Annotated in this window: 21 protein-coding genes; 18 read left to right on the top strand and 3 right to left on the bottom strand. The window is 44.5% G+C overall.

What is annotated here, in order from left to right; translation table 11 throughout:
• Positions 1–11: 11 nt before the first annotated feature.
• The 6 genes from rpiA (at position 12) to AC5EF3_RS01190 (ending at position 6,448) form a co-directional block, all read left to right on the top strand.
• Positions 12–713, top strand: a complete 702-nt coding sequence (gene rpiA, locus AC5EF3_RS01215) for a ribose-5-phosphate isomerase RpiA (RefSeq protein ID WP_493546719.1) — start codon at positions 12–14, stop codon at positions 711–713.
• Positions 714–762: 49 nt separating this feature from the next.
• Positions 763–2,136, top strand: a complete 1,374-nt coding sequence (gene gor, locus AC5EF3_RS01210) for a glutathione-disulfide reductase (RefSeq protein ID WP_493546718.1) — start codon at positions 763–765, stop codon at positions 2,134–2,136.
• Between the two features lie 199 nt (positions 2,137–2,335).
• Positions 2,336–3,187, top strand: a complete 852-nt coding sequence (locus tag AC5EF3_RS01205; RefSeq protein WP_015827685.1) for a ParA family protein — start codon at positions 2,336–2,338, stop codon at positions 3,185–3,187.
• A complete protein-coding gene (locus AC5EF3_RS01200; RefSeq protein ID WP_015827684.1) occupies positions 3,184–3,552 on the top strand; it encodes a hypothetical protein in 369 nt (122 codons plus the stop codon). The genes AC5EF3_RS01205 and AC5EF3_RS01200 overlap by 4 nt, the downstream gene beginning before the upstream one ends.
• A gap of 105 nt (positions 3,553–3,657) precedes the next feature.
• Positions 3,658–5,034, top strand: coding sequence for a class II 3-deoxy-7-phosphoheptulonate synthase (locus tag AC5EF3_RS01195; protein ID WP_015827683.1), 1,377 nt, complete (start codon positions 3,658–3,660; stop codon positions 5,032–5,034).
• A gap of 49 nt (positions 5,035–5,083) precedes the next feature.
• On the top strand, positions 5,084–6,448 hold the full coding sequence (locus AC5EF3_RS01190; RefSeq protein ID WP_015827682.1) for an MATE family efflux transporter: 1,365 nt from the start codon (positions 5,084–5,086) through the stop codon (positions 6,446–6,448).
• Positions 6,449–6,509: 61 nt separating this feature from the next.
• On the opposite strand, the gene AC5EF3_RS01185 is transcribed toward AC5EF3_RS01190, so the two are convergent.
• Both AC5EF3_RS01185 and AC5EF3_RS01180 read right to left on the bottom strand, forming a co-directional pair.
• Complete coding sequence (locus tag AC5EF3_RS01185; RefSeq protein WP_267879147.1) at positions 6,510–6,779, bottom strand: HU family DNA-binding protein; 270 nt, start codon at positions 6,777–6,779, stop codon at positions 6,510–6,512.
• A gap of 114 nt (positions 6,780–6,893) precedes the next feature.
• Complete coding sequence (locus AC5EF3_RS01180) at positions 6,894–7,802, bottom strand: cobalamin biosynthesis protein CbiG (RefSeq protein WP_493546717.1); 909 nt, start codon at positions 7,800–7,802, stop codon at positions 6,894–6,896.
• A gap of 307 nt (positions 7,803–8,109) precedes the next feature.
• Between AC5EF3_RS01180 and AC5EF3_RS01175 the strand changes: the two genes are divergently transcribed.
• From AC5EF3_RS01175 to AC5EF3_RS01145, 7 genes are all read left to right on the top strand, one after another.
• Positions 8,110–9,030, top strand: a complete 921-nt coding sequence (locus tag AC5EF3_RS01175) for a Gfo/Idh/MocA family protein (protein ID WP_493546716.1) — start codon at positions 8,110–8,112, stop codon at positions 9,028–9,030.
• 12 nt (positions 9,031–9,042) lie between these two features.
• A complete protein-coding gene (locus tag AC5EF3_RS01170) occupies positions 9,043–10,221 on the top strand; it encodes a DegT/DnrJ/EryC1/StrS family aminotransferase (protein ID WP_493546715.1) in 1,179 nt (392 codons plus the stop codon).
• Positions 10,222–10,413: 192 nt separating this feature from the next.
• Complete coding sequence (locus AC5EF3_RS01165) at positions 10,414–12,075, top strand: NAD+ synthase (RefSeq protein WP_493546714.1); 1,662 nt, start codon at positions 10,414–10,416, stop codon at positions 12,073–12,075.
• Positions 12,068–13,117, top strand: a complete 1,050-nt coding sequence (locus AC5EF3_RS01160; RefSeq protein ID WP_493546713.1) for a class I SAM-dependent methyltransferase — start codon at positions 12,068–12,070, stop codon at positions 13,115–13,117. The genes AC5EF3_RS01165 and AC5EF3_RS01160 overlap by 8 nt, the downstream gene beginning before the upstream one ends.
• A 129-nt stretch (positions 13,118–13,246) precedes the next feature.
• Complete coding sequence (locus tag AC5EF3_RS01155) at positions 13,247–15,727, top strand: M1 family metallopeptidase (protein ID WP_493546712.1); 2,481 nt, start codon at positions 13,247–13,249, stop codon at positions 15,725–15,727.
• Positions 15,724–16,248 carry a DUF6702 family protein gene (locus AC5EF3_RS01150; RefSeq protein ID WP_493546711.1) on the top strand — a complete coding sequence of 175 codons (525 nt, stop codon included), beginning with the start codon at positions 15,724–15,726 and terminating at the stop codon, positions 16,246–16,248. The genes AC5EF3_RS01155 and AC5EF3_RS01150 overlap by 4 nt, the downstream gene beginning before the upstream one ends.
• Positions 16,249–16,374: 126 nt before the next feature.
• Positions 16,375–17,088: a DUF599 domain-containing protein gene (locus tag AC5EF3_RS01145; protein WP_015827673.1), complete on the top strand. Its 714-nt coding sequence runs from the start codon at positions 16,375–16,377 to the stop codon at positions 17,086–17,088.
• Positions 17,089–17,362: 274 nt separating this feature from the next.
• On the opposite strand, the gene AC5EF3_RS01140 is transcribed toward AC5EF3_RS01145, so the two are convergent.
• A complete protein-coding gene (locus tag AC5EF3_RS01140; protein WP_493546710.1) occupies positions 17,363–18,829 on the bottom strand; it encodes a glycosyltransferase in 1,467 nt (488 codons plus the stop codon).
• Between the two features lie 259 nt (positions 18,830–19,088).
• Here AC5EF3_RS01140 and AC5EF3_RS01135 point away from each other — a divergent pair, with 259 nt between their 5' ends.
• The 5 genes from AC5EF3_RS01135 to AC5EF3_RS01115 all read left to right on the top strand — a co-directional run bounded on the left by AC5EF3_RS01135 (position 19,089) and on the right by AC5EF3_RS01115 (position 25,715).
• Positions 19,089–21,446 (top strand): putative bifunctional diguanylate cyclase/phosphodiesterase, encoded by a 2,358-nt coding sequence (locus AC5EF3_RS01135; protein ID WP_493546709.1) that lies wholly within the window; start codon positions 19,089–19,091, stop codon positions 21,444–21,446.
• Positions 21,447–21,552: 106 nt separating this feature from the next.
• Complete coding sequence (gene uvrB, locus AC5EF3_RS01130; protein WP_493546708.1) at positions 21,553–23,778, top strand: excinuclease ABC subunit UvrB; 2,226 nt, start codon at positions 21,553–21,555, stop codon at positions 23,776–23,778.
• Positions 23,779–23,995: 217 nt separating this feature from the next.
• On the top strand, positions 23,996–24,805 hold the full coding sequence (locus AC5EF3_RS01125) for a TIGR04255 family protein (RefSeq protein WP_493546707.1): 810 nt from the start codon (positions 23,996–23,998) through the stop codon (positions 24,803–24,805).
• A 3-nt stretch (positions 24,806–24,808) separates the two neighbouring features.
• Complete coding sequence (locus AC5EF3_RS01120) at positions 24,809–25,288, top strand: hypothetical protein (RefSeq protein ID WP_493546706.1); 480 nt, start codon at positions 24,809–24,811, stop codon at positions 25,286–25,288.
• A complete protein-coding gene (locus AC5EF3_RS01115; RefSeq protein WP_493546705.1) occupies positions 25,263–25,715 on the top strand; it encodes a hypothetical protein in 453 nt (150 codons plus the stop codon). Before AC5EF3_RS01120 ends, AC5EF3_RS01115 begins: the two co-directional genes overlap by 26 nt.
• The last annotated feature ends 15 nt before the right edge of the window (positions 25,716–25,730 follow it).

Here is a 25,730-nt window from a genome sequence, read left to right as displayed (position 1 = left end):
AAATCTAGAACATGTCAGATATTGCTAAACGTAATGCCGCAATCGAAGCTCTCAAACTTGTGGAAGATGGAATGACGCTTGGCCTTGGAACTGGCTCTACAGCAGCATTTTTCGTTGAAGAGCTTGGCAAGAAAGTGCAAGCGGGACTGGATGTTATCTGTGTATCTACTTCTGAAGTTACAGAAGCTCAGGCGCGTTCATTGAATATTCCTATGGCTGATTTGGATACAGCACCAACAATACACCTTACCGTAGATGGAGCAGACGAGTTTGATCCTGAGCTTCGGCTCATAAAAGGCGGAGGTGCAGCTTTGTTACGTGAAAAAATTATTGCTGACTCTTCTGACATGATGGTTGTGATCACAGATGCTTCCAAACAAGTGGCTCAGTTGGGTGCATTTCCACTTCCTGTAGAAGTTAATCCATTTGGTATGGCGCTCACAAAAGCGCGTATTGAAGAGACATTAGAAATTCTAGGAATGTACGGTATTCACGTCAATGTACGTTTAAATGAGGGGGGGGGACCTTTACTTACTGATGGTGGTCACCACATTCTGGATCTACATTGTAAGGCTATTCCAGACCCAGATATGCTAGGTGCCGTATTGGACCAAATTCCAGGCGTTGTTGAGCACGGATTATTTCTGGATATTGCTGACGCGGTGATCATTGGAACAGAAATTGGCGCAGAAACGATAGCTAGAGAAGAATAAACTTCGACGCTTTGAGTTTGCCAAGAATAGAATGCGGGAGCTATCGCACATGAGCTATGATTATGACTTGTTCACCATTGGAGCTGGATCTGGTGGTGTGCGTGCATCCCGTATTGCTGCGTTAACGGGCGCTAAAGTTGCCATAGCTGAAGAATTTCGTACCGGTGGTACGTGTGTGATTCGAGGATGTGTTCCCAAAAAATTCATGGTTTACGCGTCCGAATACCAGAAGGCATTTAAGGATGCCAAAGGGTTTGGGTACACTATTCCCGAGATATCATATGATCACAAAGCGTTTATCACATCTCTTGGTTCTGAAGTAGATCGCCTTTCAGGGATTTACGCGCGCAACCTAAATAATGCGGGCGTTGAGCTAATTCATGAGCGTGCCGAAATAGTTGATGCTCACACAATAAAACTTGTGAAGTCAGGTAAAACGGTAACAGCGGAACGTATTCTTGTTGCTGTGGGTGGGACGCCATTTGTTCCAGGTGAATTTGAAGGTGCCGAACACTGTATTTCATCAGACCAAATTTTTGATGTTGAAGAATTGCCTAAATCCATTGTGATCGGTGGCGGCGGATATATTGCGGTAGAATTTGCACATATTTTTGCTGGGCTTGGTGTTGAAACGCACCTTGTTTATCGTGGAGATACCGTACTTCGCGGGTTTGACGATGATATCCGTACTGCTGTGCATCAGGGCATGGTTCAGGCCGGTGTGCATGTTGTGACGAGTGCTGTTTTTGAAAAGGTTTCTAAAACATCTGATAGTGACCACCAATACAAAGTGGAACTGTCAAATGGTCATACGATAGATGCTGATATTGTCATGGGGGCCTTTGGGCGATCACCCTATACAAAAGGACTTGGACTGGAAAACGCTGGAGTTGAGTTGGCAGCGAATGGATCGATTAAAGTTGACGAGTGGTCAAAAACAAACGTGCCGTCCATTTGGGCTGTTGGTGATGTGACTGACCGCGTCAATCTAACACCAGTTGCCATCCGCGAGGGGCATGCTTTTGCAGACACAGAATTTGGTGGAAAGCCGCACCATTTTGATCATGATAAGATAGCGACAGCAGTATTTACTCAACCTCCTGTCGGAACGGTTGGCCTTAGTGAAGAACAAGCCAGAGCTGAACATGGTGAAATTGATATCTATAAGTCAGATTTCAAACCCATGAAGAATGCGCTTTCTGGAGATCAATCCCGTGTGTTGATGAAGATAGTCGTCCGCGCCAGTGATCAGGTTGTATTGGGATGTCATATCGTTGGGCCAGATTCACCTGAAATCATTCAAGCGGTCGGTATTGCAGTAAAAATGAATGCGACGAAGCAGGATTTTGACAATACATGTGCATTGCACCCTTCTCTTGCAGAAGAGTTGGTGACTATGCGGACTAAATTTGTTCCGACATAGAAAAAATACGGTTCTTAAAAAAAATTCATAAACAGACTTTTTTGCAAAAAAAGTACAGGTCAGCCTAGAATATACACAAGCTGTAATCTTAAGGTGGTTGACCTGTGCTTCATTCCGTTGAACCAAGAATATGGTAAATACACCGGTTTCGTTGTTGGCTGTATTGCGAATTGTTTAGTTTGAGGAGTCATCACTAATTATGCGTATTGTGTCTGTGATGAACATGAAGGGTGGCGTTGGGAAATCCACGAGCGTCTGCATGTTGGCTGAAGCGTTAGCATCTCAAGCTTCAATGCGCGTATTGGTCGTTGATTTAGATCCACAATCTAATGCATCCATGATTTTGTGTGGTTTGGATAAATGGTCTGAGCTACGGGAGTCTGAACGCACACTAGATGCATATTTTGCGCAGTTTGTGCATGGCACTGAGCCACGCAGATTTCATGAATTTATCGCGCCCCGAATTAGTGACTTACAAGGGGAGCCCGTCGTCGACCTAGTCGTTGCAACACCCGAATTTCGGTATGTTGAGCGTGACGCTTTGGATAAATTTATTCGGCAAGGTTTCACCATTACTGCTGTTCAGGAGCGCTTGACGCGTTTAATGGCTTCAGCTGTAGAAAGTGTTGCGTCAAATTACGATGTTGTGCTGTTTGATTGTCCACCAGGAATATCGTTATTTGCTGAAGCGGCTATCACAATGTCTGAGTATGTGGTGATCCCGACAATCCCTGACTATGTTTCTCGATTAGGTATTTTTGCTTTTCGTCGCCGCGCAGTGCGATCTATGGAAAAACGGCGTTTCACAGAAGACAATATTCTGACTCTGATTACTAAATATGATCCCAATATCGTTCTTCATGAGAGTGAAGTGCTGTCATTACGGTCGGACTTTAAAACTTTTGATATAGTCGTTCCTCAAAACGAAAATATTGCACGTGCTGGTGAGTGGTCAGAAACGCCTCGAAGTTTTGATCAAAAATATGGAGATGCTGCAGGCATTGTTAGAGACCTTGCAGCTGAGTTTCAGGAAAAGGTTGGACTTTTATGATCGAAAAGTCGCTTAAATCACTATTTGGTATCGTGGCAGATGAAGCAGCAAGAAATCGTGCATTTGCCCGTAAGCTGGAAGATGAAATCTTAAAGCAAGCAAAAGATGTTACCAAAGCGCGTGAATTAGAAGAGCAGGTTACAGGCTTTAATCCTAATGTTGTGTTTAAAGAAGCGGGTGCTGAGGGTCTAAAATTTGCTTTAAAAAACAGATCAATTGCTGCATTGAAAAAGATAGTTGAACGGCACAATATAGATCCGTCCAATCAACTTGGAAGTCGGCCAACGCGCGGGAAAATTGTAGAAATTATTCTAATTGCGGCTGATAAAAGAGCAAAAAGAGACGCGAAACTCTTTGAATACTAAGAAAAATGCAAATTTCTTGTTTAAGTGATCAAAGCAGACCTTGCTCTATTGCATTGCTGTTGGCTATGACAGTAGCTCAGTTTTTATAAAAAGAAGTCAGTCATCATGACAAAATGGGCACCAGATTCATGGCGGGCAAAACCTGCTAAACACATTCCAGAAGATTACCCAAATTCAGCTGCCCTAGCTGACGTTGAGGCAACACTATCTCAATACCCACCATTGGTGTTTGCAGGAGAAGTGCGTCGATTGAAAGCGCGTTTGGGTGATGTTGCTGCCGGAAGAGCATTTTTGCTTCAGGGCGGTGATTGTGCTGAAAGTTTTAAAGAATTTAACTCGAACAACATCCGCGATACGTTCCGTGTGATTTTGCAGATGGCTGTAACGCTAACATTTGCTGCATCAAAACCTGTTGTGAAAGTGGGCCGTATTGCAGGACAGTTTGCTAAGCCACGTTCGAGCCCTGTTGAGGTAAAAGACGGTGTAACTCTTCCTTCCTATCGTGGTGACATTATCAATGGAATGGAATTTACGCCTGAAAGCCGTACGCCTGATCCTCAGCGTTTGATCCGCGCGTATAACCAGTCGGCTGCCACAATGAATCTCGTGCGGGCTTTTTCTCGCGGCGGTTATGCTGACCTACACAATTTGAATAAGTGGATGCTTAGCTTTGTTGATCGGTCACCCCAAGGCGAGCGATTTCAAAAAATAGCGACACAGATCAATGAAGCTGTTGATTTTATGGAAGCTATTGGGCTGACACCTGACAACACGCCGATTATGAGTGAAACTGAGTTTTATACATCTCATGAGGCGTTGCTGCTGGGGTATGAGCAGGCGATGACACGTGAAGATTCAACAATTCCGAATCAGACTGTGGATACATCAGCTCACATGCTTTGGATTGGTGATCGTACTCGTCAGCTTGATGGAGCGCATGTCGAATTTTGTCGTGGTGTTATTAATCCGATTGGCATGAAGTGTGGTCCAACTTTGGATCCAGACGAGCTGATTCGCTTAATAGACACGCTCAACCCAGAAGATGAGCCAGGGAAAATGGTTCTGATTGCGCGATTTGGTGCCGATAAAGTTGAAGATGGACTTTCCAAATTAGTCCGACGTGTCGAGCAAGAAGGGCGTTCTGTTATCTGGTCTTGTGATCCGATGCATGGAAACACACTCACATCTGAATCTGGGTATAAGACACGACCTGTAGACCGTATCTTGTCGGAAGTTGCTCAGTTTATTGACGTTGTGTCGACTGAGGGTGCGTACCCGGGTGGTGTTCACTTTGAGATGACTGGTCAAAATGTAACTGAATGTCTAGGTGGAGCTCAAGATATAACGGATGCAGATCTATCATCACGATATCACACGCATTGTGATCCGCGATTGAACGGTGAGCAGGCTCTGGAATTAGCTTTCTTAGTCGCAGAGAAACTTCGGTCAAAAAAATCAAGTGTGGCGCTAGCGGCGCAGTAGGTATAGACCCTTCTTCGCTGGCCGCTCGGCTAGCGAAGGAGCTTTGCTGATGTCGACTTTAACTAAAAGTAAATTACCCGAATGGGCGCAACCAGATCAAGTTGTTGATCTGATGAAATTGGCGTTTCCAGTCGCTTTGTCGCGTCTTTCTCTTCCCATAATGTCTGTGACTGATGCGGTTGTTCTTGGTCGAATGGCGCAGCTAGAAGTGCCATATATTACCATCGCTTGGTTATTGTTGAGTATTGGTATGGCCGCCGGTATGGGCGTTTTGCAAGGTGTGCAGGTATTCACGGCTGAACTAAATGCATCTGGCCATTATCGTGATACAGGGCGGGTGTTTCGGCGTGGGATGTGGGTAGGCTGCTCTATAGGCCTTGTTAGCATGCTGGCTATTATTATGTGGTCTCGTCCAATGTATGATCTGTTGGGCTTACAAGCCGAAGTGGTTCAAGGGGCCTCCTCAGCAGCGACAATATTGGCATATGGCATGATTGCTCACATGCTTGTGTTCGGCGCGACAATGTATTTGGAAGCATTGAGGAAACCTGTTTGGGTAACGATAATCACCTATTTGGGGGTGGGTGCTAACGTATTGTTTGATTTAGCTTTAGTTGCTGGTTGGTGGGGTTTTGACCCAATGGGAGCAGACGGCGTTGCTTGGGCAACGACTGGCTCTCGTGCATTTACGGCGGTCTTCTTATTGATCTTGGTTTTTGTTTATACGCCGGGGTTTAAAAAGTCGAAACCTGCTCCAAAGGGAGAATTTCTGAGACAAAATACTGTCGGCATTGGAGGCGCAATCGCGAATATGGCCGAGTTTGCAACGTTTAATCTAACATTCGTTATTGCGACTTTGGCGAGCACAATGACAGGCATGATTTATTCACTCGCTATTCAGCCGATATTTTTCAGTTTCATGCTCTTTGTAGGGATTGCCACGGCTACGTCTGTGCGTGTTGCTGAAAGTTTTGGGCGCGGCGATGCAATTGGTGTAAAGAATGCCTCACGCCTAGGTGTATTCGCCGCTGTGTTGGCGGGTGTTGTTGTGACGACAATTATATATGTTTTGCAGATGCCTTTAGCGATAGGTATGGCTAGCAGTGAGGAAGCTGTGACTCTAGGTACAATTGAGTTGCTAGCGCCTGTTATCGGAGTGGCGGCTTTTGTGGTGATGTTTGACGGGTTACAGGTGGTGGCGTCTTCAGCACTTAGAGCGCAGGAAAAAGTTTGGATACCTGCGGCAATCCACATAGGTGCCTATCTAACGGTTATGTTGCCATTGGTGTATTGGTTCACTTTGATCAAAGGATATGGCGCTGTGGGTGCTATGTCAGGTGTTGCAATAGGTTCGCTCGTTGTCGGTATTTGTCAGGTCATTTTCTTAGAATGGAAAACGGCGCGCAACTCGTGAGCCGCGCGCCGTTTTTAGTATCTTAAAAAGATAAATTCCACCGTCTCGGTGAAATATAGCTCTAAAGGTCTTTTAGAACTGAGGCAGGTTTAAATGACGCCGAAGTTTTCTTCGGGATTGTCATTGGCTTGCCTGTGGCAGGGTTGCGGCCTTGACGCTCTTCACGTGTTTTGGCCAAGAAAGTACCAAAACCAGCAAGTGCAACTTGCTCACCCTTTTTAAGTTCGCTGGAAATAGTGTCCAAGACAGCATCAACAGCGCGGCCTGCTTCAGATTGAGTCATGCTAGCAGCTTCTGCAACTTGCTTCGTAAGTTCGGACTTGTTCATTATGTCCCTCCTAAAAAACGATCCGCCGCCCGTTTGTTGCGGCGACTGGCGCGATCTCGCAGTTGTTTGGCCGTTTAGTAAAGCCTTTAACTGTCGAAAATGCCGATAAACAGGGGCTTATACGCCAAAAATCCATCCTTCCTCGGATGAAACAGCTGTTTGAGCCGCTTTTGATCCCTTTTTCGGGCCTTCGAAGAGGGCGGCGATTCGGTCTTTTTCGTCTAGATTCGCAATATATTCGGCCATGATTCGTACTTGAGCTTCGTCTCTAATCTCTGTTTCGGCATTCTTTTGCTCAAGCATTGACGGGTAAACTTCTGCGACAACGATTGATATTCCCTCTAGGTTTTCTTCTATCAAAGGCTCTAAAGGTAGTTCAAACGGCCATATACGGAGGCTATCAAAATCAGCACGAAGTTTATGGATGACAGGAAGGCCCGTCATAACCTGTCCGCCTACGGCTCCAGCATATGCGATTTTCCAGATAGGTTGTGGACGCGCTAGTTTTTGTTTTGTGAGTTCTGCTTCAGTGCGGCGATATTCTTTCATATCGCCACTTTCGTGCTCACGAGGTTTTTTTACAGAGAGAGTTGTTAGTTCATCTCTCTTTGGACAGCCCCAAAAAGGAAAGGGGCCGTCTGAGATGAGGCGGTTCATACGCGCTGCTAACGCGAATCTATTATTCGTGTTGTCCGGCTTATCTTTCATTTCTTTTTTTAAGAAATCACGCATGCTTTCCCAAGGCTTGTCACCTTTTAGGCCTAGTTTTTTAGATGTGCCTTCCGGAAATCCGAGTGGGAAGCCAAACCCAAGGAACACTCTGTCACCTCTGTTTGTAAGGCGCGTCAGTAATTCTTGAAGTTGCTGATATGCGATTTCGCGCGTGGCGGGATTTGATGCACGAAAAGTTAAGCGTAGGCGTGCGTCTGGTACAAGTGCACCAATCCAGATGGAGTCTTTGCCTGTGGTTGGTTTAGAAGTTGCGCTCCAATTAACCATGATGAAGCTATCAAACAGGCGTGACATGACCTATCTCCGGTATTCTATATTGAAAAGATTCTGAGGTACGTGACAGGACGCATTCTCTGTTTACGTGCTCAGCAGGATGCTAATCATGTCCAATGAATGTGTTCAACCCATTGGGGAGTTTTTCGCAAATCAATTCGTATTAAATTTGTAGTCCTACCTATTTAAAGTATCGTTTTAAGCATGCAATGTAAAATATCGTAATGCTGTTTGATGGACGAGATACTTGCGTAATGGGTGTATATCAGGTCTTGGTTTCTTTAGGGTTGGGTAGAGTCGAAATTTACGATCTGGAAGGATCGCTTACGTGTCTGAGTTAAGAGTAGGTTTAATTGGAGCTGGTGTCTTTGCTGGCTATCACGCCCAGAAAATTGTTCAGTTTGAGAACGCAGTTTTTATGGGAGTCTTTGATTTAAATCCCGAAGCTGCTCAGGCAGTCGTGGATAAAGTCGGTGCTGGTGAAGTTGTCGATGATATTGATACGCTGATTTTAGTGTGTGATGCTATTATGATAGCAACGCCTGCGACGACACATGCACAGCTTGCTAGTCGAGTGTTGCGTGCAGGGCGTCACGTTTTTGTTGAAAAGCCATTAGCTCTTACAGGTATAGAAGCAGACACACTCGTTGCTCTAGCGGACGAAAAAGGCGCGACTATTCAAGTTGGGCATCAAGAGCGGTTTGTTTTTGAAGCGATGGGAATTCTAGGTGCACCTGAAAAACCACTGAGTATTGAGGCCGTACGCGCAGCACCAAGATCACCGACTGGGCGTTGTGAAGATGTGAGTGTTGTTTTTGACTTGATGGTCCATGACATCGACCTCGCCAATGCCGTTTTTGATGCGAAGGGTGCTGTTGATAAAGCTTCAGGTAAAATCGAGCACTCAAAATGCACTGATGAAGCACATGCTGAGATTCAGTATGAAGGTGGCGGTGTTGCAAAATTTACAGCGAGCCGTTGTGCACCTGAACGCAAGCGGACAATGAAAATTGTTTACCCATCTGGTGTCGTGGAAATCGACTTCTTGGCGCGCACGGTTAAAAATGAAACTGGCTTTGACATCAAACTTGATGTTTCCGATGTTTTACCGGATCCGTTGCAGAAATCTGATTTTGCTTTCTTCCAAGCTGCAATAGATGAAGTTCCTTCCCCGATTTCTGGCGAAGCTGGTGCACGCGCTGCTGCACTAGCCGAAGCCGTTGAAAATGCTATCTCCAAACAAGCGTAAGAGTATTATTACATGTCAATCGACCTATCCAAATCACCAAGTGTTGTCATTCCTCAAGCAGATGAGAGCGCTCCGATTCAGTTTTTTGATCTCCAAGCGCAACAAAAGCTTGTTCGAGAAAAAGTAGAAAAACGTTTCACGACGATTTTAGACCATGGACGTCATATCGGTGGTCCTGAGGTTGATGAATTGGAGCAAAAACTAGCTCAGGCGACTGGTGCAGCGGACGCAGTGGCAGTCGGCTCTGGTACGCAGGCGTTGGTTATGCCCTTGATTGCACTTGGTTATGGCCATGGAGATGCTGTTTTTATTCCTGGATTTACATATAACGCGACAGCAAATGCTGTTTTGCTTGCAGGTGCGACACCGGTATTTGTGGATATTGATCCAAAGACATTTAATATGTGCCCTCGCGACCTTGAGCGTCAGATTAAGGTTGTAAATGCGCGTCGCGATTTAACAGCAAGAGCTATTATGCCAGTAGATCTTTACGGTCTGCCAGCAGACTACAACACCATTCAGGCTATTGCAGATGCTTATAAATTACGAGTTATAGCAGATGGCGCGCAAGCTTTTGGTGGAAAACAAGATGGCAAATGGGTAGGAGCTATCGCTGAAATCACTGGAACATCTTTTTATCCAACGAAAACACTAGGTGGGTATGGAGATGGCGGCGCTATTCTAACAACTGACACAGACTTTGCTGATGTGCTTCGTTCAATTCGTTGGCACGGTACTGATAATCAACGTAAACTTTCGGTTCGCGTTGGTATAAATGGGCGTTGCGATAGTATTCAATGTGCTGTGGTAAGCGATAAATTAGATATATTCGGTGCAGAACGTGAGCGACGCGTCGCTATTGCCAATATCTATGATGAGCGCTTAACAGGCATCCTGCCACTGCAAGAAGCTCAACCGGGCGCAGAAAACGGGTATGGCTTATACACAGTTCGTGTTGAAAATCGTGATGATGTAAGGGCTGCTATGCAGGCTGAAGGTGTGCCAACTGCCGTTTACTACGACACTGCTTTGCATCAGATGCAAGCTTTCACAGCATACGCCCCAGCAGGTGGGTTAGTGGAATGTGAAAAAGCTGCACGCGAGTCTATGTCTATTCCGATGCATCCGTATTTATCTGATGCCCAAGCGCATCGTGTGTGTGATGTTTTGCTAGCCAGTTTGGCAAAATAATATCCAGCTTTGACGTAAAGAAGCGAAATTGTTGCAACTTTACCTTGTTGAGTTGATAGTGAAAACCTTAATGGGAGAGCGTTTATGCGCTTTCCTAAATGGGCCAGCTAAATAGATTGATTGCATGATAAAATTGAACTTCCTACAGAAGAGAGATTGCCCCATTGGGCGACGCACTCTAGGTCTATATTCATGAGTGATAGACTAACCATTTTATCTGCACAGCTTAACGCAATCGTTGGCGATGTAGACGCGAATCTTGAGAAAGCGGTAGGGGCTCTTAAAGAAGCACACGCATGTGGTGCAGACCTTGTCGTGTTGCCCGAGCTTTTTTTATGTGGGTATCCCCCTGAAGACCTTGTACTCAAACCGGCTCTATCTAAGGCTTGCCTGCGAGCGGCGCATGAACTTGCATCTCAAACAAGGCAAGATGGGCCCGGTATTGTTGTTGGAATGCCAGTATGGGAAGAAGGACAGGCTTTACCTTACAATTCGGTTGCTCTGATAGCCGATGGAGAAATCAAAGCGCTTCGTCATAAATATGAGCTTCCCAATTATGATGTGTTTGATGAAAAGCGTACTTTTCAGCAGGGCCCTATGCCTTTGCCGGTTGGGTTTCGTGGTTTCACATTAGGTCTTCCCATTTGTGAAGATATTTGGCTTGAAGCCGTTCCTGATGCATTGAAGGAAAAAGGCGCTGAAATACTACTTAGTCCCAATGGATCTCCTTGGCGTCGCAATGTGAGAGATGCGCGCTTAAAAGCGTTTTCGCAATGGGCAGATCTCCGGCTTCCATTGGTTTATGTTAATCAGGTCGGCGGACAGGACGAATTGGCATTTGACGGAGAGTCTTTTGCAATAGATTCTCGTGGACGCATTGTGCAGCAATTACCCGACTTTGAAGAAGCTTACAGTGTATCTGTATGGGAACGCACGCCTATGGGCTTGATGTGTGTTGAAGGTAAAAAAGATGAGTTAAGTAGTGACCTAGAAGAGACCTATCTGGCAACGATGATGGGGCTTGGTGATTATGTTCGCAAAACAGGATTTCCCGGCGTATTGATCGGGCTCTCAGGTGGAATTGATAGTGCAATGGTAGCAGCGATTGCTGTTGATGCACTTGGATCTGAAAATGTCTGGTGTGTGATGATGCCATCACGATATACGTCTCGTGAAAGTCTGTTAGACGCCCAGCAATGTGCTGAAGCGCTTGGGGTTAAATACGACAATATTCAGATTTCATCCGCAGTGAATGCTTATGATGAAATGTTGTCTGAAGCCTTTAGTGGAACAACACCTGATACGACCGAAGAAAATATTCAATCTCGTGTTCGTGGCGTGACGCTGATGGCTTTGTCAAACAAGTTTGGTCACATGGTAACGACGACAGGTAATAAGTCTGAGATGGCTGTTGGATATGCCACGCTGTACGGTGATATGTGTGGTGGGTATAATCCACTAAAAGATATCTACAAAACAGAAGTGTTTGAATTGGCGCGTTGGAGGAATGCTAACGTTCCAAAGAATGCGCATGGCCCTTCTGGCATTGTTATTCCTGAAAATATTATTTCCAAACCACCATCTGCAGAATTGCGTGAAGACCAAAAGGACGAAGATTCTCTGCCGCCTTATCACATATTAGATGACATTCTTTATGGTTTGATTGAGCGAGAAGAAAGTATCGAAGAAATTGTTTCGCGTGGGCATTTTGAGGATGTCGTCAGGCGAATAGATAGTCTTGTTCGAATTAATGAATATAAACGCCGGCAAGCGCCTCCCGGCGTAAAAATAGGCGATAAGAATTTTGGCAGAGGGCGTCGATATCCATTGGTGAATAGATATCGCGATGTCTAAACCTATTCGAAAATATTCTAAATCTTCAAATTTCTACGCTTCTTCTAAGCAAGAGTTTTTTAGCAGCAATGATGACTTGCTAGCGAAGGCTAAACGTCAGAACGAATTATATGCTAAAGGTCCAGCACGCTTAAACTGTAAAATATGCGGCGACGTATTGCTAGAAGAAACCGACATCAAATCACATGGTGTTGAATATGTATTTTGTCGAAATTGTAATCATCTAAACGGCCGCCACGATGACACACAGGATTTTGTAAATTCACTATATGTTGCCGATGGTGGAACAGATTATGCCAATAATTATATTGATAATGAATATGCATCTCGTGCCGAGAAAATTTATATTCCAAAAGCTGAATTTCTGAAAGATAGCCTTCCTCGTACTCCAACAGGTATTTTGGATGTTGGTTGCGGTGGGGGATACTTTGTCTATGCGGCTCAAAAGCTTGGATTTGCGTCCTTAGGCATTGATGTTAGCGAAACAATGACAGCATATGGAAATAGTCAGATCGAAAACCATCTCGGTTGTGAACCACTCCATTGTGTTGATGAAACAGAATTGTATGAAGCTGTTCGATGTACGGCTTTTGATGTTGTGTCAGCTATCGGTGTAATCGAGCATCTACGCGAACCAGAACGATTTTTTGATGCGGTGAAGAAAAGTAAGGCTTCTTTTCTCTATTATTCAGTGCCGATGTTTTCACCATCTGTTTTTCTAGAAAATGCCATGCAGGACATTTTTCCAAGACAATTGTCTGGTGGTCACACTCATTTGTTCACCGAAGAATCCCTTCTAAAGATGCATGAATTGGTGGGCGGAACCAGTATAGCTGAATGGAGATTTGGAACGGATATGATGGATTTATACCGTTCACTTGTTGTTTCTTTGCAAAAAAGCGGCGGTTCATCATATGCGCAAGAGCAAGTCTCCAGCGGGATGGGCGGGTTGATTGATGGGCTACAAAGTGTGTTGGATGAAAATCACTTTTGTTCTGAGATTCATGTGCTTGTTTCTTGCGCGAATTCCCGTAATGGGTGATTAATTAGAGCGTATTTTGCTTTGATGTAAGTTTTTTCAGTCTTGAATAGTCAGATTGACGCATACGGCTCGCTTTTTCTGAATTTTTTGTTAGAAACATCCCAAATGGAATTTCTGACGAGGAAGATAATGAGACGATTGGCAGTGGCTATAAGCTGTGCATGTGTTGCTTTTTTGAGTTCAGCTCACGCTCAAGGTATTCAGCAGACCAAAGGGGATTTTCAAGATAAATTCCGTCAATTGGATGAAGTTTTACCTTCTCCAAATGTATATAGGAATGCAGCAGGTGAGCCGGGGCATCAATATTGGCAGCAGGAAGCAGACTATAGTATCCGTGCCGAATTGGACGAAGAAAACCGTAAATTGATCGGTAAAGAGACAATTTCGTATACGAATAATTCTCCCGATACTTTGCGATATCTATGGTTGCAGCTTGAGCAAAATATATTCAAGCGCGATTCTATGAAAGAATTGGCCACTGATTTTGGTGGTGTAGGCCGCCGTGGGCCAGCAGTTAGTGCTGGCGGGAATGGTGAACCTGCGAAACTTAGCTTGGGTGAAATTGCGCGCCAGCAAGACATGGCTGATAATGACTATGGTTATGACATCACGCGCGTAGCGGATACTCGCGGAAATGCATTGCCTTACACTATCGTTGGAACGCTAATGCGTATTGATCTTCCAACGCCTCTGACATCAGGTAAATCTACAACGTTTTCAATTGATTGGGAGCATTTGATTGTAGAGGAAAATATCGTATCCGCGCGATCTGGTTTTGAACATTTCCCGGATGATGAGCGAGAAGGCGGGAATGATATTTTCCTGCTTGCGCAATGGTTTCCTCGTATGATCGCCTATTCTGATTATGAAGGTTGGCACAATAAAGAATTTCTTGGTCGCGGTGAATTTACGCTAGAATTTGGTGATTACGATGTTCAGTTAACCGTTCCAAATGACCACATTGTATCGGCAACGGGTGAACTTCAAAATGCAAGTGCTGTATTGTCAGCCACGCAACGTTCGCGTTTGAATCAAGCTAGAAATAAAACTGATGCTCCGATGTATATCGTGACACCGGAAGAGGCGTTGGAAAATGAAAAATCCAACCCAACAGGCAAAAAGACTTGGCGTTTTGTTGCTGACAATGTGCGCGATTTTGCTTGGGCATCTTCGCGTAAATTTATGTGGGACGCTCAGGCTCACAAACAACCGGGCGCAGAAAATGACACGGTCTTGGCAATGTCATTCTGGCCCAAAGAGGGGGGAGAACTCTGGGAAAAATATTCAACTGCGGCGATCGTGCATACACTTAAAGTCTATTCACGTTTCTCATTTGATTATCCATATCCAACAGCTCAATCCGTTAATGGACCTGTAGGTGGTATGGAATACCCCATGATTACGTTTAACGGGCCGCGTACGACACTTCAGGATGATGGTAGTCGTACATACACCATGTCAGAGAAGGTGTTTTTGGTTGGTGTTGTGATCCATGAAATCGGGCATATTTATTTTCCTATGACTGTGAATTCAGATGAACGCCAGTGGACTTGGATGGATGAAGGTATCAATTCTTTCCTAGATCTGATCGCTTGTTATGAGTGGGATCCTGATATGCCTTGGATTGGTGCAGGTTTGCCGCGTGATGTGACTGCATATATGGCTTCATCAAATCAAGTGCCGATTATGACACAGTCAGATTCAGTGCTAAATTTAGGCTCCAACGCATACCGCAAACCATCTGCTGCTTTGCATATCTTGCGTGATACTATTTTGGGGCGTGAGAATTTCGATTTTGCATTCAAAGAATACGCACGTCGCTGGAAGTTTAAACGCCCTACACCGTCAGACTTTTTCAGAACCATAGAGGAAGCTTCTGGGACTGATCTTGATTGGTTTTGGCGCGGTTGGTTCTATACGACAGATCATGTCGATATCTCTATTGATGGTGTTTACAAGCTACAAATGGATACGAAAGACCCAGACATAGACTATCCACGTCAACGTCAGGAAAATGCTGACAAACCAAATAAAGTTGGTGTTGAACTTGATAAAGCTGAGGGTATTGAGTCTTGGGTAGATTCTAACCCGAAAATTCGTGATTTCTATGATGAGAATGATATTTATACCGTCACCAACAAGGAAAGAAACGAATACAAATCATTCTTGGATGGTTTGAAGCCTTGGGAACGAGAAGCATTTGACCGGGCTGTTGAAGAAGATCAGAATTATTATGTTCTTGAGTTCTCAAATATAGGTGGTTTGGTTATGCCAATTATCCTTGATCTTGAGTTCACAGACGGTTCGACAGAACGTGAATATATTCCCGCAGAGATTTGGAGACGTAGTCCAGCAAAAGTGCGTAAATTGCTCACATATCCAAAAGGAAAGCAGTTAACGCAAGTTATTGTCGATCCAAATTGGGAGACTGCTGATGTGGACGTTGATAACAACTACTTCCCACGTCAAATTATACCGTCACGTATCGAAGCCTATAAAAGTAAGCGTAGTTCAAGCCTGAACGGGCGTGATATCATGCATGATATGACCACAAAGCTTAAAGTTGACGATGTAGAAAAAGAAGAAGCCGCAGTTGAGGCTGCTGAATGATCTCTAAAATTGCTTCTTATGCAATATTGGCGTGCCTTGTCCTTTTAGGGCAAGGCGCTTCTTTTGCTCACCCTCAGAAAGCAGCTATTGCGACAATTGAGCCCAATTATCGTACTGGTGTTATTGAGATTGTGCATCGTTTTTCCCAGCATGATGCAGAACATGCTGCTCATCTTGTGGGGGCTACGCCTCAATCGATAATTTCCTCTGATGAAGTGCAAGAAAAATTTGCGGAATATGTAACGCAGTCTTTTCGCCTTTCTAATCTCAAAAATGAAGAAATTGACTTAAACGATATCGGGTTTGAATTTGAGGGCGGGTATATTTGGGTCTATCAAGAGACACCACTGCTGCAGGGTGTTGAAGGATTGATTGTGCAATATTCAGCACTACAAGAAATTTGGCCGGATCAAACAAATACAGTGAATATTAAACTAGATGGGGATGTCAAAACCCTGACTTTCACAGGCAATACACGCATTCAAGAAGTTTATTTTGCTAAACCTTTGACCAGTAGGTAACAAAACCTTCAACTACATTGTTTATCTCCATCGCATAAACGTTGATCTGCGTTGAAGTTTATTATAATCCGCACTTCAGAGGCCCGTTAGAGATTCAGGCTGAGTCTAAGATTAGGAGCAGTCGATATGTTTCATTTAAGTTTGATGATGCCGCTGCAAGACACTCTTGCATTGCTCTGGTTTTTTCTAGTTTGGCGGGTTTTTGCGTGGGTCACAGATGACAGCAAGTGGCGTCATTTAACGCTTTCATATGCCATGCATGAAGAACGTCGTCGTTGGATGCATTTAATGGCAGATCGTGATGTACGCATTTTGGATGGCAATATTATAGCGGGACTTCAGCAATCAACTTCCTTCTTTGCATCCACTTCATTGCTGGCGATAGGTGGTGGATTTGGTTTGTTGACTGCCGCAGATGATTTTCAGGCTGCACTAGAACGTTCCCTGCTTCACATCAGTCCGTCTCAAGAATTGTTTTATTTAAAAATTGTCGTGCTGATGAGTATGTATGCTTATGCATTTTTTAAATTTGGTTGGTCATACCGTCTGTTCAACTATTGTGCGGTGATGATTGCAGCGACACCAGAGCATGGGCAGAGCAATTCTCATGAGAATGCGGCTGCTGCGGCTGAGATGAATGTCGAAGCTAGCAAACAGTTCAATTACGGTCTGCGAAGTTTCTTTATGGCAATACCAATTCTGGCTTGGTTTGTTTCACCAATTGCTTTTGCTGTTGTGGCGACATTAGTGGTGACTGCGTTGACGCGGAGACAGTTTTTCTCTCGGTCGCGCCTGATCGCTCGCCAAGCATTTCATCTAAATACTGAGAAAAAAGACTAAAGTTTCATTTTCTTGTTAATGAAATCGACCAAAAGGCGACTTGTCAGGACCTGTTTCAAAGCCAAGGCTGTTAAATATTTTGGCGACGAGCAAAAGTCCTATGACTGCAGATAGGAGAGCTAAGAAACGCCAAGGAATTAGGCGTGGTTCAGGGTTGTCATGCGGCTTGTGTGCGCGTTCAAAGCAAAAATAGGCGCTCGCCCCACACAATATTATGCCACACAATGTGATCCCAAAACTGTATATCATTGCAGCCATTTTCCATTGCTTATTATTACGTCACTGGTTCTTTATGTAGTAACGGAATTTTTGATTTTGAGATACCATGTTGGGTTTTTGACCAGATATAAGGGCGTGTATGTAATTCCCATATTGCTCTTATGAAGGCAAAGCTCATAAGGGGCCAATAAAAAGGAGCGGTGAGGAGGGGTTTAAAGCAGCGTGTTACAGCGCTGGAAGCTAAAGCGGCAAGGATGACGCTGGAAAAAGCTAAAATAATAGGAATTAAGTGCAATGGGTTCAGGGTATTTGGAGCGGTGATGATGCTGTATGCCAAATATAGCAATAAAGGCCCATGAAGCCCTGCCGTTAAAATTGCTGAAACGAATGTGATTAAACAGCCCAATGATCGCCAGAGACCTAATGATTTAATCGTTTCGAATGGTTTTCGAGAGAGAACAGCGAGAGATTGTATATGGCCTTTAATCCAGCGCGTCCTTTGAGGTAACCATTGTGCAAGGTTGATTGGTGCCTCCTCTCTAGTAGGCAGCTCGATCATTCCGGCGCTATATCCATTTAAGGCAAGTCGATATCCTAAATCTGCATCTTCTGTGACGTTAAAAGGATCCCAAGCGCCAACTTTTTCTAGGACATTTTTCTTAAAATGGTTGGACGTACCACCAAGAGGTATTGGCCACCCCATTTTTGTCATTGCTGGAAGCCACACATCGAAATGAATGGCGTATTCAAGATCAAATTGGCTGGCAATCCAACTTTCTTCCCCATTATAGGCGTGTAAGGGCGCTTGAATGACAGCAAGGTTCGTGCCTCCATTTTGAAAAGCTTGTGCGGCGGCGAACAATTGTTGAGGGTGAGGGATATCTTCGGCATCATAAACGGTTACAATATCACCGGTGGAAAACTGAAGTCCGTAATTTAAGGCTTTGGGTTTCGTCCTTGGGGCATGCTTTGGTACTGAAATAATTTTAAAATTTTGATGTTTGATAGCTTTTTTTAAGGCGCTCTCAGTCGCTTTATCGTCTTCCTCTGTTAGATAGAAAACTTCCAATTTATCTGCAGGGTAATTTAAAGCTTCCATAGCTGATACTGAACGTGAGGCGACTGCTTGTTCATGATATAAAGGGATTAAAAGTGTGAATTTGGGAAGGGCAAATGAAACGCTTTTTTTTGAAGGAGACGTGCTCTTAGTTTTGGGACTGTTGAAAATGCTTATTTTAGCGGCGTAAAACCGAAAAATAACTTGTAAAAGTAGGAAGATTGAAAACACGACCATTATGTCATTTATGGAAAATTGTCCGAGGATGAAAAGGGCGCAAGTGATTGTCAAAAACACAAGGAAGGAGACCTTTTGACTGATAGGTATTCCGGATTTTATGCTTTTGTCAGGTTGAGTTTTCAAAAGATGAAAGCAAGCTTTTTGTAGGCGACTTTCTCGATAACCAGGCGGCGGAAACAGAATTTTAGACTGTTCTTCATGCGCAGGATTCTGATAGAGATTCATTGTAAAAACACCCCCATAAACATCAACGTGCACAATGAGGTTTCATGGGGCATGTTGTTGTTTTAATAGGATTAAACACTCACCAAGCCACAGCAAGTTGATTCAACCCTCAGAGTTGTTTTAAGGGTGGGTTTCTAGTGTTGGGATATATGTGTTGGTTAATGTAATCTGGAAAAATAACCTTCTCGTTTAATTATATGTCCAGCTGTGACTGGTAATGTTGGCTGGTGAGAAGTTATAGATTGCTGGGTGTGCATGAATGCAACAGTTTAGTTTTACGTCTTTTTTTCTGGGAAAAGTTGAAATTCCAGAAGAGAAAAAAGCATGGATTCAGGCTGAACAATATCGTGCATTCCTTGGAATGGCACCTGTTGCTGCTTTTGGGCTAACTGCGACTGGGGCATTTTTATCAATTTTGCATCACAATAGTAGTCTGGGTCCAATAATGTTTTCTTGGGCCTATTCTGCAGGGGTCCTAGCGTATGTGATGATCCGATCTTGGCAGTTGTCTATACAGCAGCCTGACAAAAATTTTCATACCTCACAAAAGTTTAAAAAGATTGGATTTTGGGCTGCCGGTATTGGTTCTGTATGGGGACTGTTAATTGCGGTTTTGATCATGCATGATCAAACCAATTTAGCCCTTGTTGGGGCTGTTGCGGTTGGCATGCTCAGTATGGGTTCATTTGTGCTTGCTGTTTTACCGGTTGCATCTTTGGTATTCATGCTTGGCATTTTGGCTGGTTTCGGCGCTGGAGCAGCTTTGAGCGGGGATGTCGCTTTTCTGGTAATTGTGCCGTTATTTTTGATATTTATGGTTGTTATGCAACGTTATGCTGCGTGGACCTTTCGAAATTTTGTGTTGCAAAGACTGGATAGAAATGCCGTTTCGGAATCCAAGGAAGTTATTTCCTTGCTTCTGCATGATTTTGAAAGTCAGTCATCTGATTGGTTGTGGGATACCGATGAAAACATGTTACTAGGGCGTGTTTCTCAACGGTTTGCTGAAGCCGTTAAACGTCCTGCTGAAGTCCTAAATTCTGAGTGTTTCCTTCATTTTTTTGAAGAAGATTCCAAAGAGCAATTACAAGAGCTGTTTTTAAATCAAAGGTCATTTAGAGATTTCGTCGTACCCATTCGTATAGAAGGTGAGCTGCGGTGGTGGTCGATAAGTGCATCCCCAAAAAGAAATTGCGAAGGTGAATTTACTGGCTACCGAGGCGTGTGTTCTGATGTGACTCAGGAGAGAACTGCTGAAAAGAAAATAGCATATATGGCGCACTTTGATGCGCTTACAGGTGTGCATAATAGAGCAAATTTTTCTACTGAATTGGAAAAAGCGGTTGAGCGTATGCATACGCAAGGAAAACCCTTTGCACTTCATTGTATTGATCTGGATAATTTTAAAACTGTGAATGATACAATGGGGCATCCTGCTGGGGACTCACTTCTAAAAATTGTAGCTCATAGATTGTCCATGAGTATTTCTGATGGTGATGTAGTTGGCCGCCTTGGCGGAGATGAATTTATGGTGCTTCAGATGGGGTGTAATGATGCTGAAGAGGCAATGCTTACCTCGGATATGATTACTGATGCGCTTCTTGAGCCTGTTTCGTTGATGGGAAGCGTTCTGCCTGTTTCCGGTAGTGTTGGAACGTCGTTCGCACCACGAGATGGAGAGACAAGCAAAGAAATAATGCAGCATGCCGATTTAGCACTATATGCAGCCAAACAAGATGGGCGTGGTTGTAACCGTATGTTTGAGCCCAAAATGGATTTGGATGCAAAACGTCGTACACAGTTAGAGATTGGCCTACGCCGTGCTCTGCAAGAAAACGAGCTGGAAATGCATTATCAGCCCTTAATGGATGTTAGAAGCGGAACAATCAAAGGATACGAGAGTTTGTTGCGTTGGCGTCGAGGGGAAAATGATGTTTTACTACCAACGGAATTTATCGAGATTGCGGAAGACACAGGACTGATAGTACCTCTGGGGGAATGGATCATTAGAACGGCAATCGCCGAAGCTGCGACCTGGCCCGAGAATATTTCAGTCGCAATTAATCTTTCTCCGACGCAGATGAAAAATCCATCACTGATTTCCACGGTTATCAGTGCTCTAGCAAATAACGCTATGGATCCAGCACGTGTGGAATTCGAGATCACAGAATCTGTTTTGTTGGAAGAATCTGAGGTGAATATCAAGACACTTCATGTGCTGCGTGATCTGGGTGTTAAAATTGCGCTTGATGATTTTGGAACAGGATTCTCTTCTCTAAATTATCTCCGAGCTTTCCCATTTGATAAAATTAAGATTGATAAGTGTTTTGTAACGGAAATGGAAACTCGCGATGATTGTCGAGCCATAATTAGAGCCGTTATGGGATTGGCTCGTGATCTTGGGATGAAAACGACTGCAGAAGGTATTGAAAACCAAACACATGTAGATCTGCTCAAAGCAGAAGGTTGTGACTACATGCAGGGCTTTTTATTCTCTCGTCCGATTCCCGGGCGGTATTTACCGCGTAAAGATGAGACAGCTGAAAACCGCTCAACAATTCCTGATGAACTGCATGAAAAGGGTCGCATTCACTTGCTCAAGCAAGAAGCGGCCTAATTTTAGTTCTTGTGATTGTATACTGCTGACAAGATTTGGCCAAATCATATAAAACAATTGATTTTTGGGGCTTCACTCAGCTTGCTGTCCGCATCATATTGTTGAAATGAATAAGACACCGAAAACTCCCAAATCGTCCAAATCTGTTTCAGAGGCGCCTGCGTCTGCATTTCTATATGAAGGTGCAGAAGAGTTGTTACATCCGTCTGTATGGAAACCGCACCGTCCTGAACGCCAATGGGAAAAGTCTGAAGGTGGGAAGCTTTTTGAGCTTAAATCCGAGTATGAACCTGCAGGAGATCAGCCCGAAGCGATAAAAGAACTTGTGACCGGTGTTGAGACAGATGAAAAAGACCAAGTCCTTCTGGGTGTGACTGGCTCCGGTAAAACTTACACGATGGCGCAAGTGATTGAACGCACACAGCGGCCTGCTCTCATACTTGCGCATAACAAGACGCTTGCGGCTCAATTGTATGCGGAATTCAAGAATTTTTTTCCCAATAATTCGGTTGAGTATTTTGTATCCTATTATGACTATTACATGCCTGAAGCGTATGTTCCGCGGACCGATACTTATATTGAAAAAGAAAGTTCGATAAACGAAGCCATCGACCGGATGCGACATGCGGCGACGCGGGCGGTTTTGGAGCGCGACGATGTGATCATTGTGGCGTCAGTGTCGTGTATTTACGGTATTGGGTCGGTGGAAACTTATTCCGCGATGACATTTGTGCTGGAAGAGGCGCAGACCAGAGACCCCAGAGATATTGCGCAGGATTTGGTGGCGCTGCAATACACACGCAATGATGTGGCGTTTGGGCGGGGGACATTCCGCATCAAAGGGGATGTGCTCGATATCTGGCCTGCCCACCAGGAGGATCGGGCTTGGAAAATCAGTTTTTTCGGCGATGAGATTGAAACCATAGTGGAGTTTGATCCGCTGACGGGAAAAAAATCCAAGCCGCTGGGCAAAATCAAAGTCTATGCGAACTCCCACCATGTGACACCTCGGCCAACTTTGAATCAGGCTGTTAAGCACATAAAGGAGGAAATGAAGCAGACTGTGGCGCGGTTTGAAGCCGAAGGTAAATTGCTCGAAGCGCAGCGGATTCAACAGCGCACAGAGTTCGATATGGAAATGATGGTGGCGACGGGTTCGTGTGCCGGCATTGAAAATTATTCGCGCTATCTTTCGGGCCGTAAACCGGGGGAACCACCCCCGACATTTTTCGAGTATCTACCAGATAATGCACTGGTTTTTGTCGATGAGAGCCACCAAACCATTCCCCAGATTGGGGCGATGTATAAGGGCGACCGCAGCCGCAAAAACACGCTTGCGGAATTTGGTTTCCGCTTGCCCAGTTGTAAGGATAACCGCCCCCTCAAATTCGAGGAATGGGAGGCCATGCGCCCGCAAACTGTGCATGTGTCGGCCACTCCCGGCAAATGGGAGCTGGAGCAAACACAAGGCGTGTTTACTGAGCAAATTATCCGCCCGACAGGCTTGATTGATCCGCCTGTGGAGGTGCGTCCCGTGTCCAAGGACGGCGCCAATCAGGTGGACGATGTGATCGCCGAGGTCAAAAACACAACCCAGCGTGGATTTAGAAGTTTGGTGACGACACTGACAAAGAAGATGTCTGAAGACCTCACAGATTATATGCACGAGCAGGGCGTCAAAGTGCGCTACATGCACTCTGACATCGACACGGTGGAGCGCATTGAAATCATCCGCGATCTGCGCCTTGGCGTGTTTGACTGCCTGATAGGTATAAACCTGTTGCGGGAGGGGTTGGATATCCCCGAATGTGCGTTTGTCGGGATACTCGATGCCGACAAGGAGGGCTTTCTGCGTTCAGAAACCTCGCTCGTGCAGACGATTGGGCGCGCCGCGCGAAATTCAGAGGCGCGCGTTATTCTATATGCGGACAAGGTGACTGGCTCTATGGAACGCGCCATGAGCGAGACCACTCGCCGCCGCGATATCCAGCGTGCGCATAATGAAAAACATGGCATCACGCCCAAAACAGTGGTGCGCGCGGTCGAAGATATTATGGAAGATATTGGCGGCAAGAAAAACGCGGCATCTGATCTTGTGCCCAATGGCCGCGACCCGAATAAACGCTCAGCCAAAGGCGTGCAGGAAAGTAAGGCCGGCGTCGCCAGCATGGCACCCGGCGGCAAAGGCCACAATCTGGCCGGCGTCATCGCCTCTTTGGAAAAAGAAATGCGCGAAGCCGCCGCCAATCTCGAATTTGAAACCGCCGCCCGCCTGCGCGATGAGGTGAAGAAGCTGCGGGAACAGGAGCTGGGGATTAGTCTGGGGAACTGATTCTGTATGATTTGAAAAGATTGAGCTGGTGGGTAGCAGAATTGAGGATTTTTAGATGAATGGTATCTTAGCGCGGTCGATTGGCGTTTAGAAAAGCGCGCAAGGCGTGAGGGTAAATCAAAACTCATAACATGTTTTGCATTATTTTATCCTATTCAACTTAGCGATAAGATAATATAATCGTGATTCTAAGGTATTGAAGATTGTGCAAACCAACATGATAAACAAACGTCCGAAAGGACTTCCTGACTTTTTGAGGCCACCTCTAAATGAGGTTGTTGTTGGAGTTCAATATGAGCCAGTTCCGTCTTACCGCGGAATTGATGCTTTTAAAGTTTGGAGCATTTTTAAAGAAGAATATCCAGAGGTTCATGAAAAGCCTGAGTTACCTCCTTCTTTTGAAACATTCGGTAAGCCTGAAAATGCGTCGTTTAAATTTCAGTTTGGAAACAAGCACCCTCAGCCGAGATATTGGTTTGTTGGAAAGAATGAAAATGACTTACTCCAGTATCAGTCTGACCGCTTAATTCATAATTGGAGAAAGATCGAGCATAAAGATACTGAGTACCCTAGATTTGAGTATATGATAGAAAAGTATTCGAAAGAATTAGAATTTTTAGATGATTTTTACATGAGCGAGTATGGTACTCCAATGTATTATACACAGGCTGATGTTAGTTATATTAATCACATTTCACTAGAAAATAACGATGGTTGCACAGCGCCTTCTTATTGGATAAATATTCTTCCGGCTCAAAAATGGGAGTATGACGATATTAGTTTGTCATTGAGTCAAATTCTTAGAAATGAAAATGGAGAACCCTTTGGGCGGATCGTAGTTGATGTAAAGTCTGGGTTTAAGGATAAAGAACGAATGCTAATATTGAACTTATCTGTACGTGGGGCTCCAAAAGCACCTACTAAAGATGGTGTTTTGGAGTTTATTCAAACTGGAAGATTAGAAATCGTTAAAACATTTGCTGATATTACAAATAGTGATGCGCATAAATTTTGGGGGAAGATATAGAGTATGAGTTTTTCAGAAATCGGTGGAATAAGCGCCGAAAAAAGCGATAATATTATCTCTTCATCAGTTTTTTCAGGCCGAGTTGTGAATTCTGTAAACGGAGGTTGGGTGGCTGAAAGTGAAAATAGATTGGAGCGCTTGATAAGCTTGCCAAATGGATGGGATGGAGGAGTTGCACAGGGTGTTTCGTTTCGGAATGCTAATTTTGCGATGAATGTTCTTGGAGCTGTGTGTGATAAAGGCTCACCTACTCCTCAGTTTGTTCCAGGAACAAATGGAGATTTGCAAATAGAGTGGCACCTAGTTGGAGGCTCTATTGAATTGCATATATTGAAACCTAATCTCGTAAAAGCTTGGTTCGAAGTAAATAATTCAGCTGAAGAAGAAGGCGAGCTAGATTTAACTAATAATTTTGCAATCGTCTCTGATTGGTTGAAGAAGATACTGGGAGCCCAGAGTGCCGCCGACAGAAACGCCGCTTAAAGATGGTGATGGGAAGATTATTCCTCACGATCATCCCGAGATAGCAGGTTGTCAAAATGTTATAAGGCGCGTTCCTGAGCACTGGAAAGTGCAGCGAGCAGACGGCACCTACCGATTGTCTTCAATGGCTTTCAAGTCTTCAAAAAATGAAATGTCTGTCGATTTAGAGTGGTGGTTACAAGAAGATGGAATTGACCCCGCAGGTTTTGTAATCACTCCTCATTGGGTTGCTGCAATTCTTTGGCGAGTTCAAAAAGTAAGGGAGTTGGAATTTCAAGTTGGGTATGAACCTGTGCAGGACGGAAGTTACGAAAATGCATACCATGGCGAAGTTTGGGGAAAGTCTTGCAAGAAAAAGCAAAATGCTTTGTGTGATTTATCTGTATGGTTGGTAGAGATGCCTGATGTTGATTTAGCCTTGAAATAAATGTTGTTTCTAAGG

It is taken from the genome of Hirschia sp., from assembly GCF_058892565.1.
This window is presented reverse-complemented; position numbering and strand designations above follow the sequence as displayed.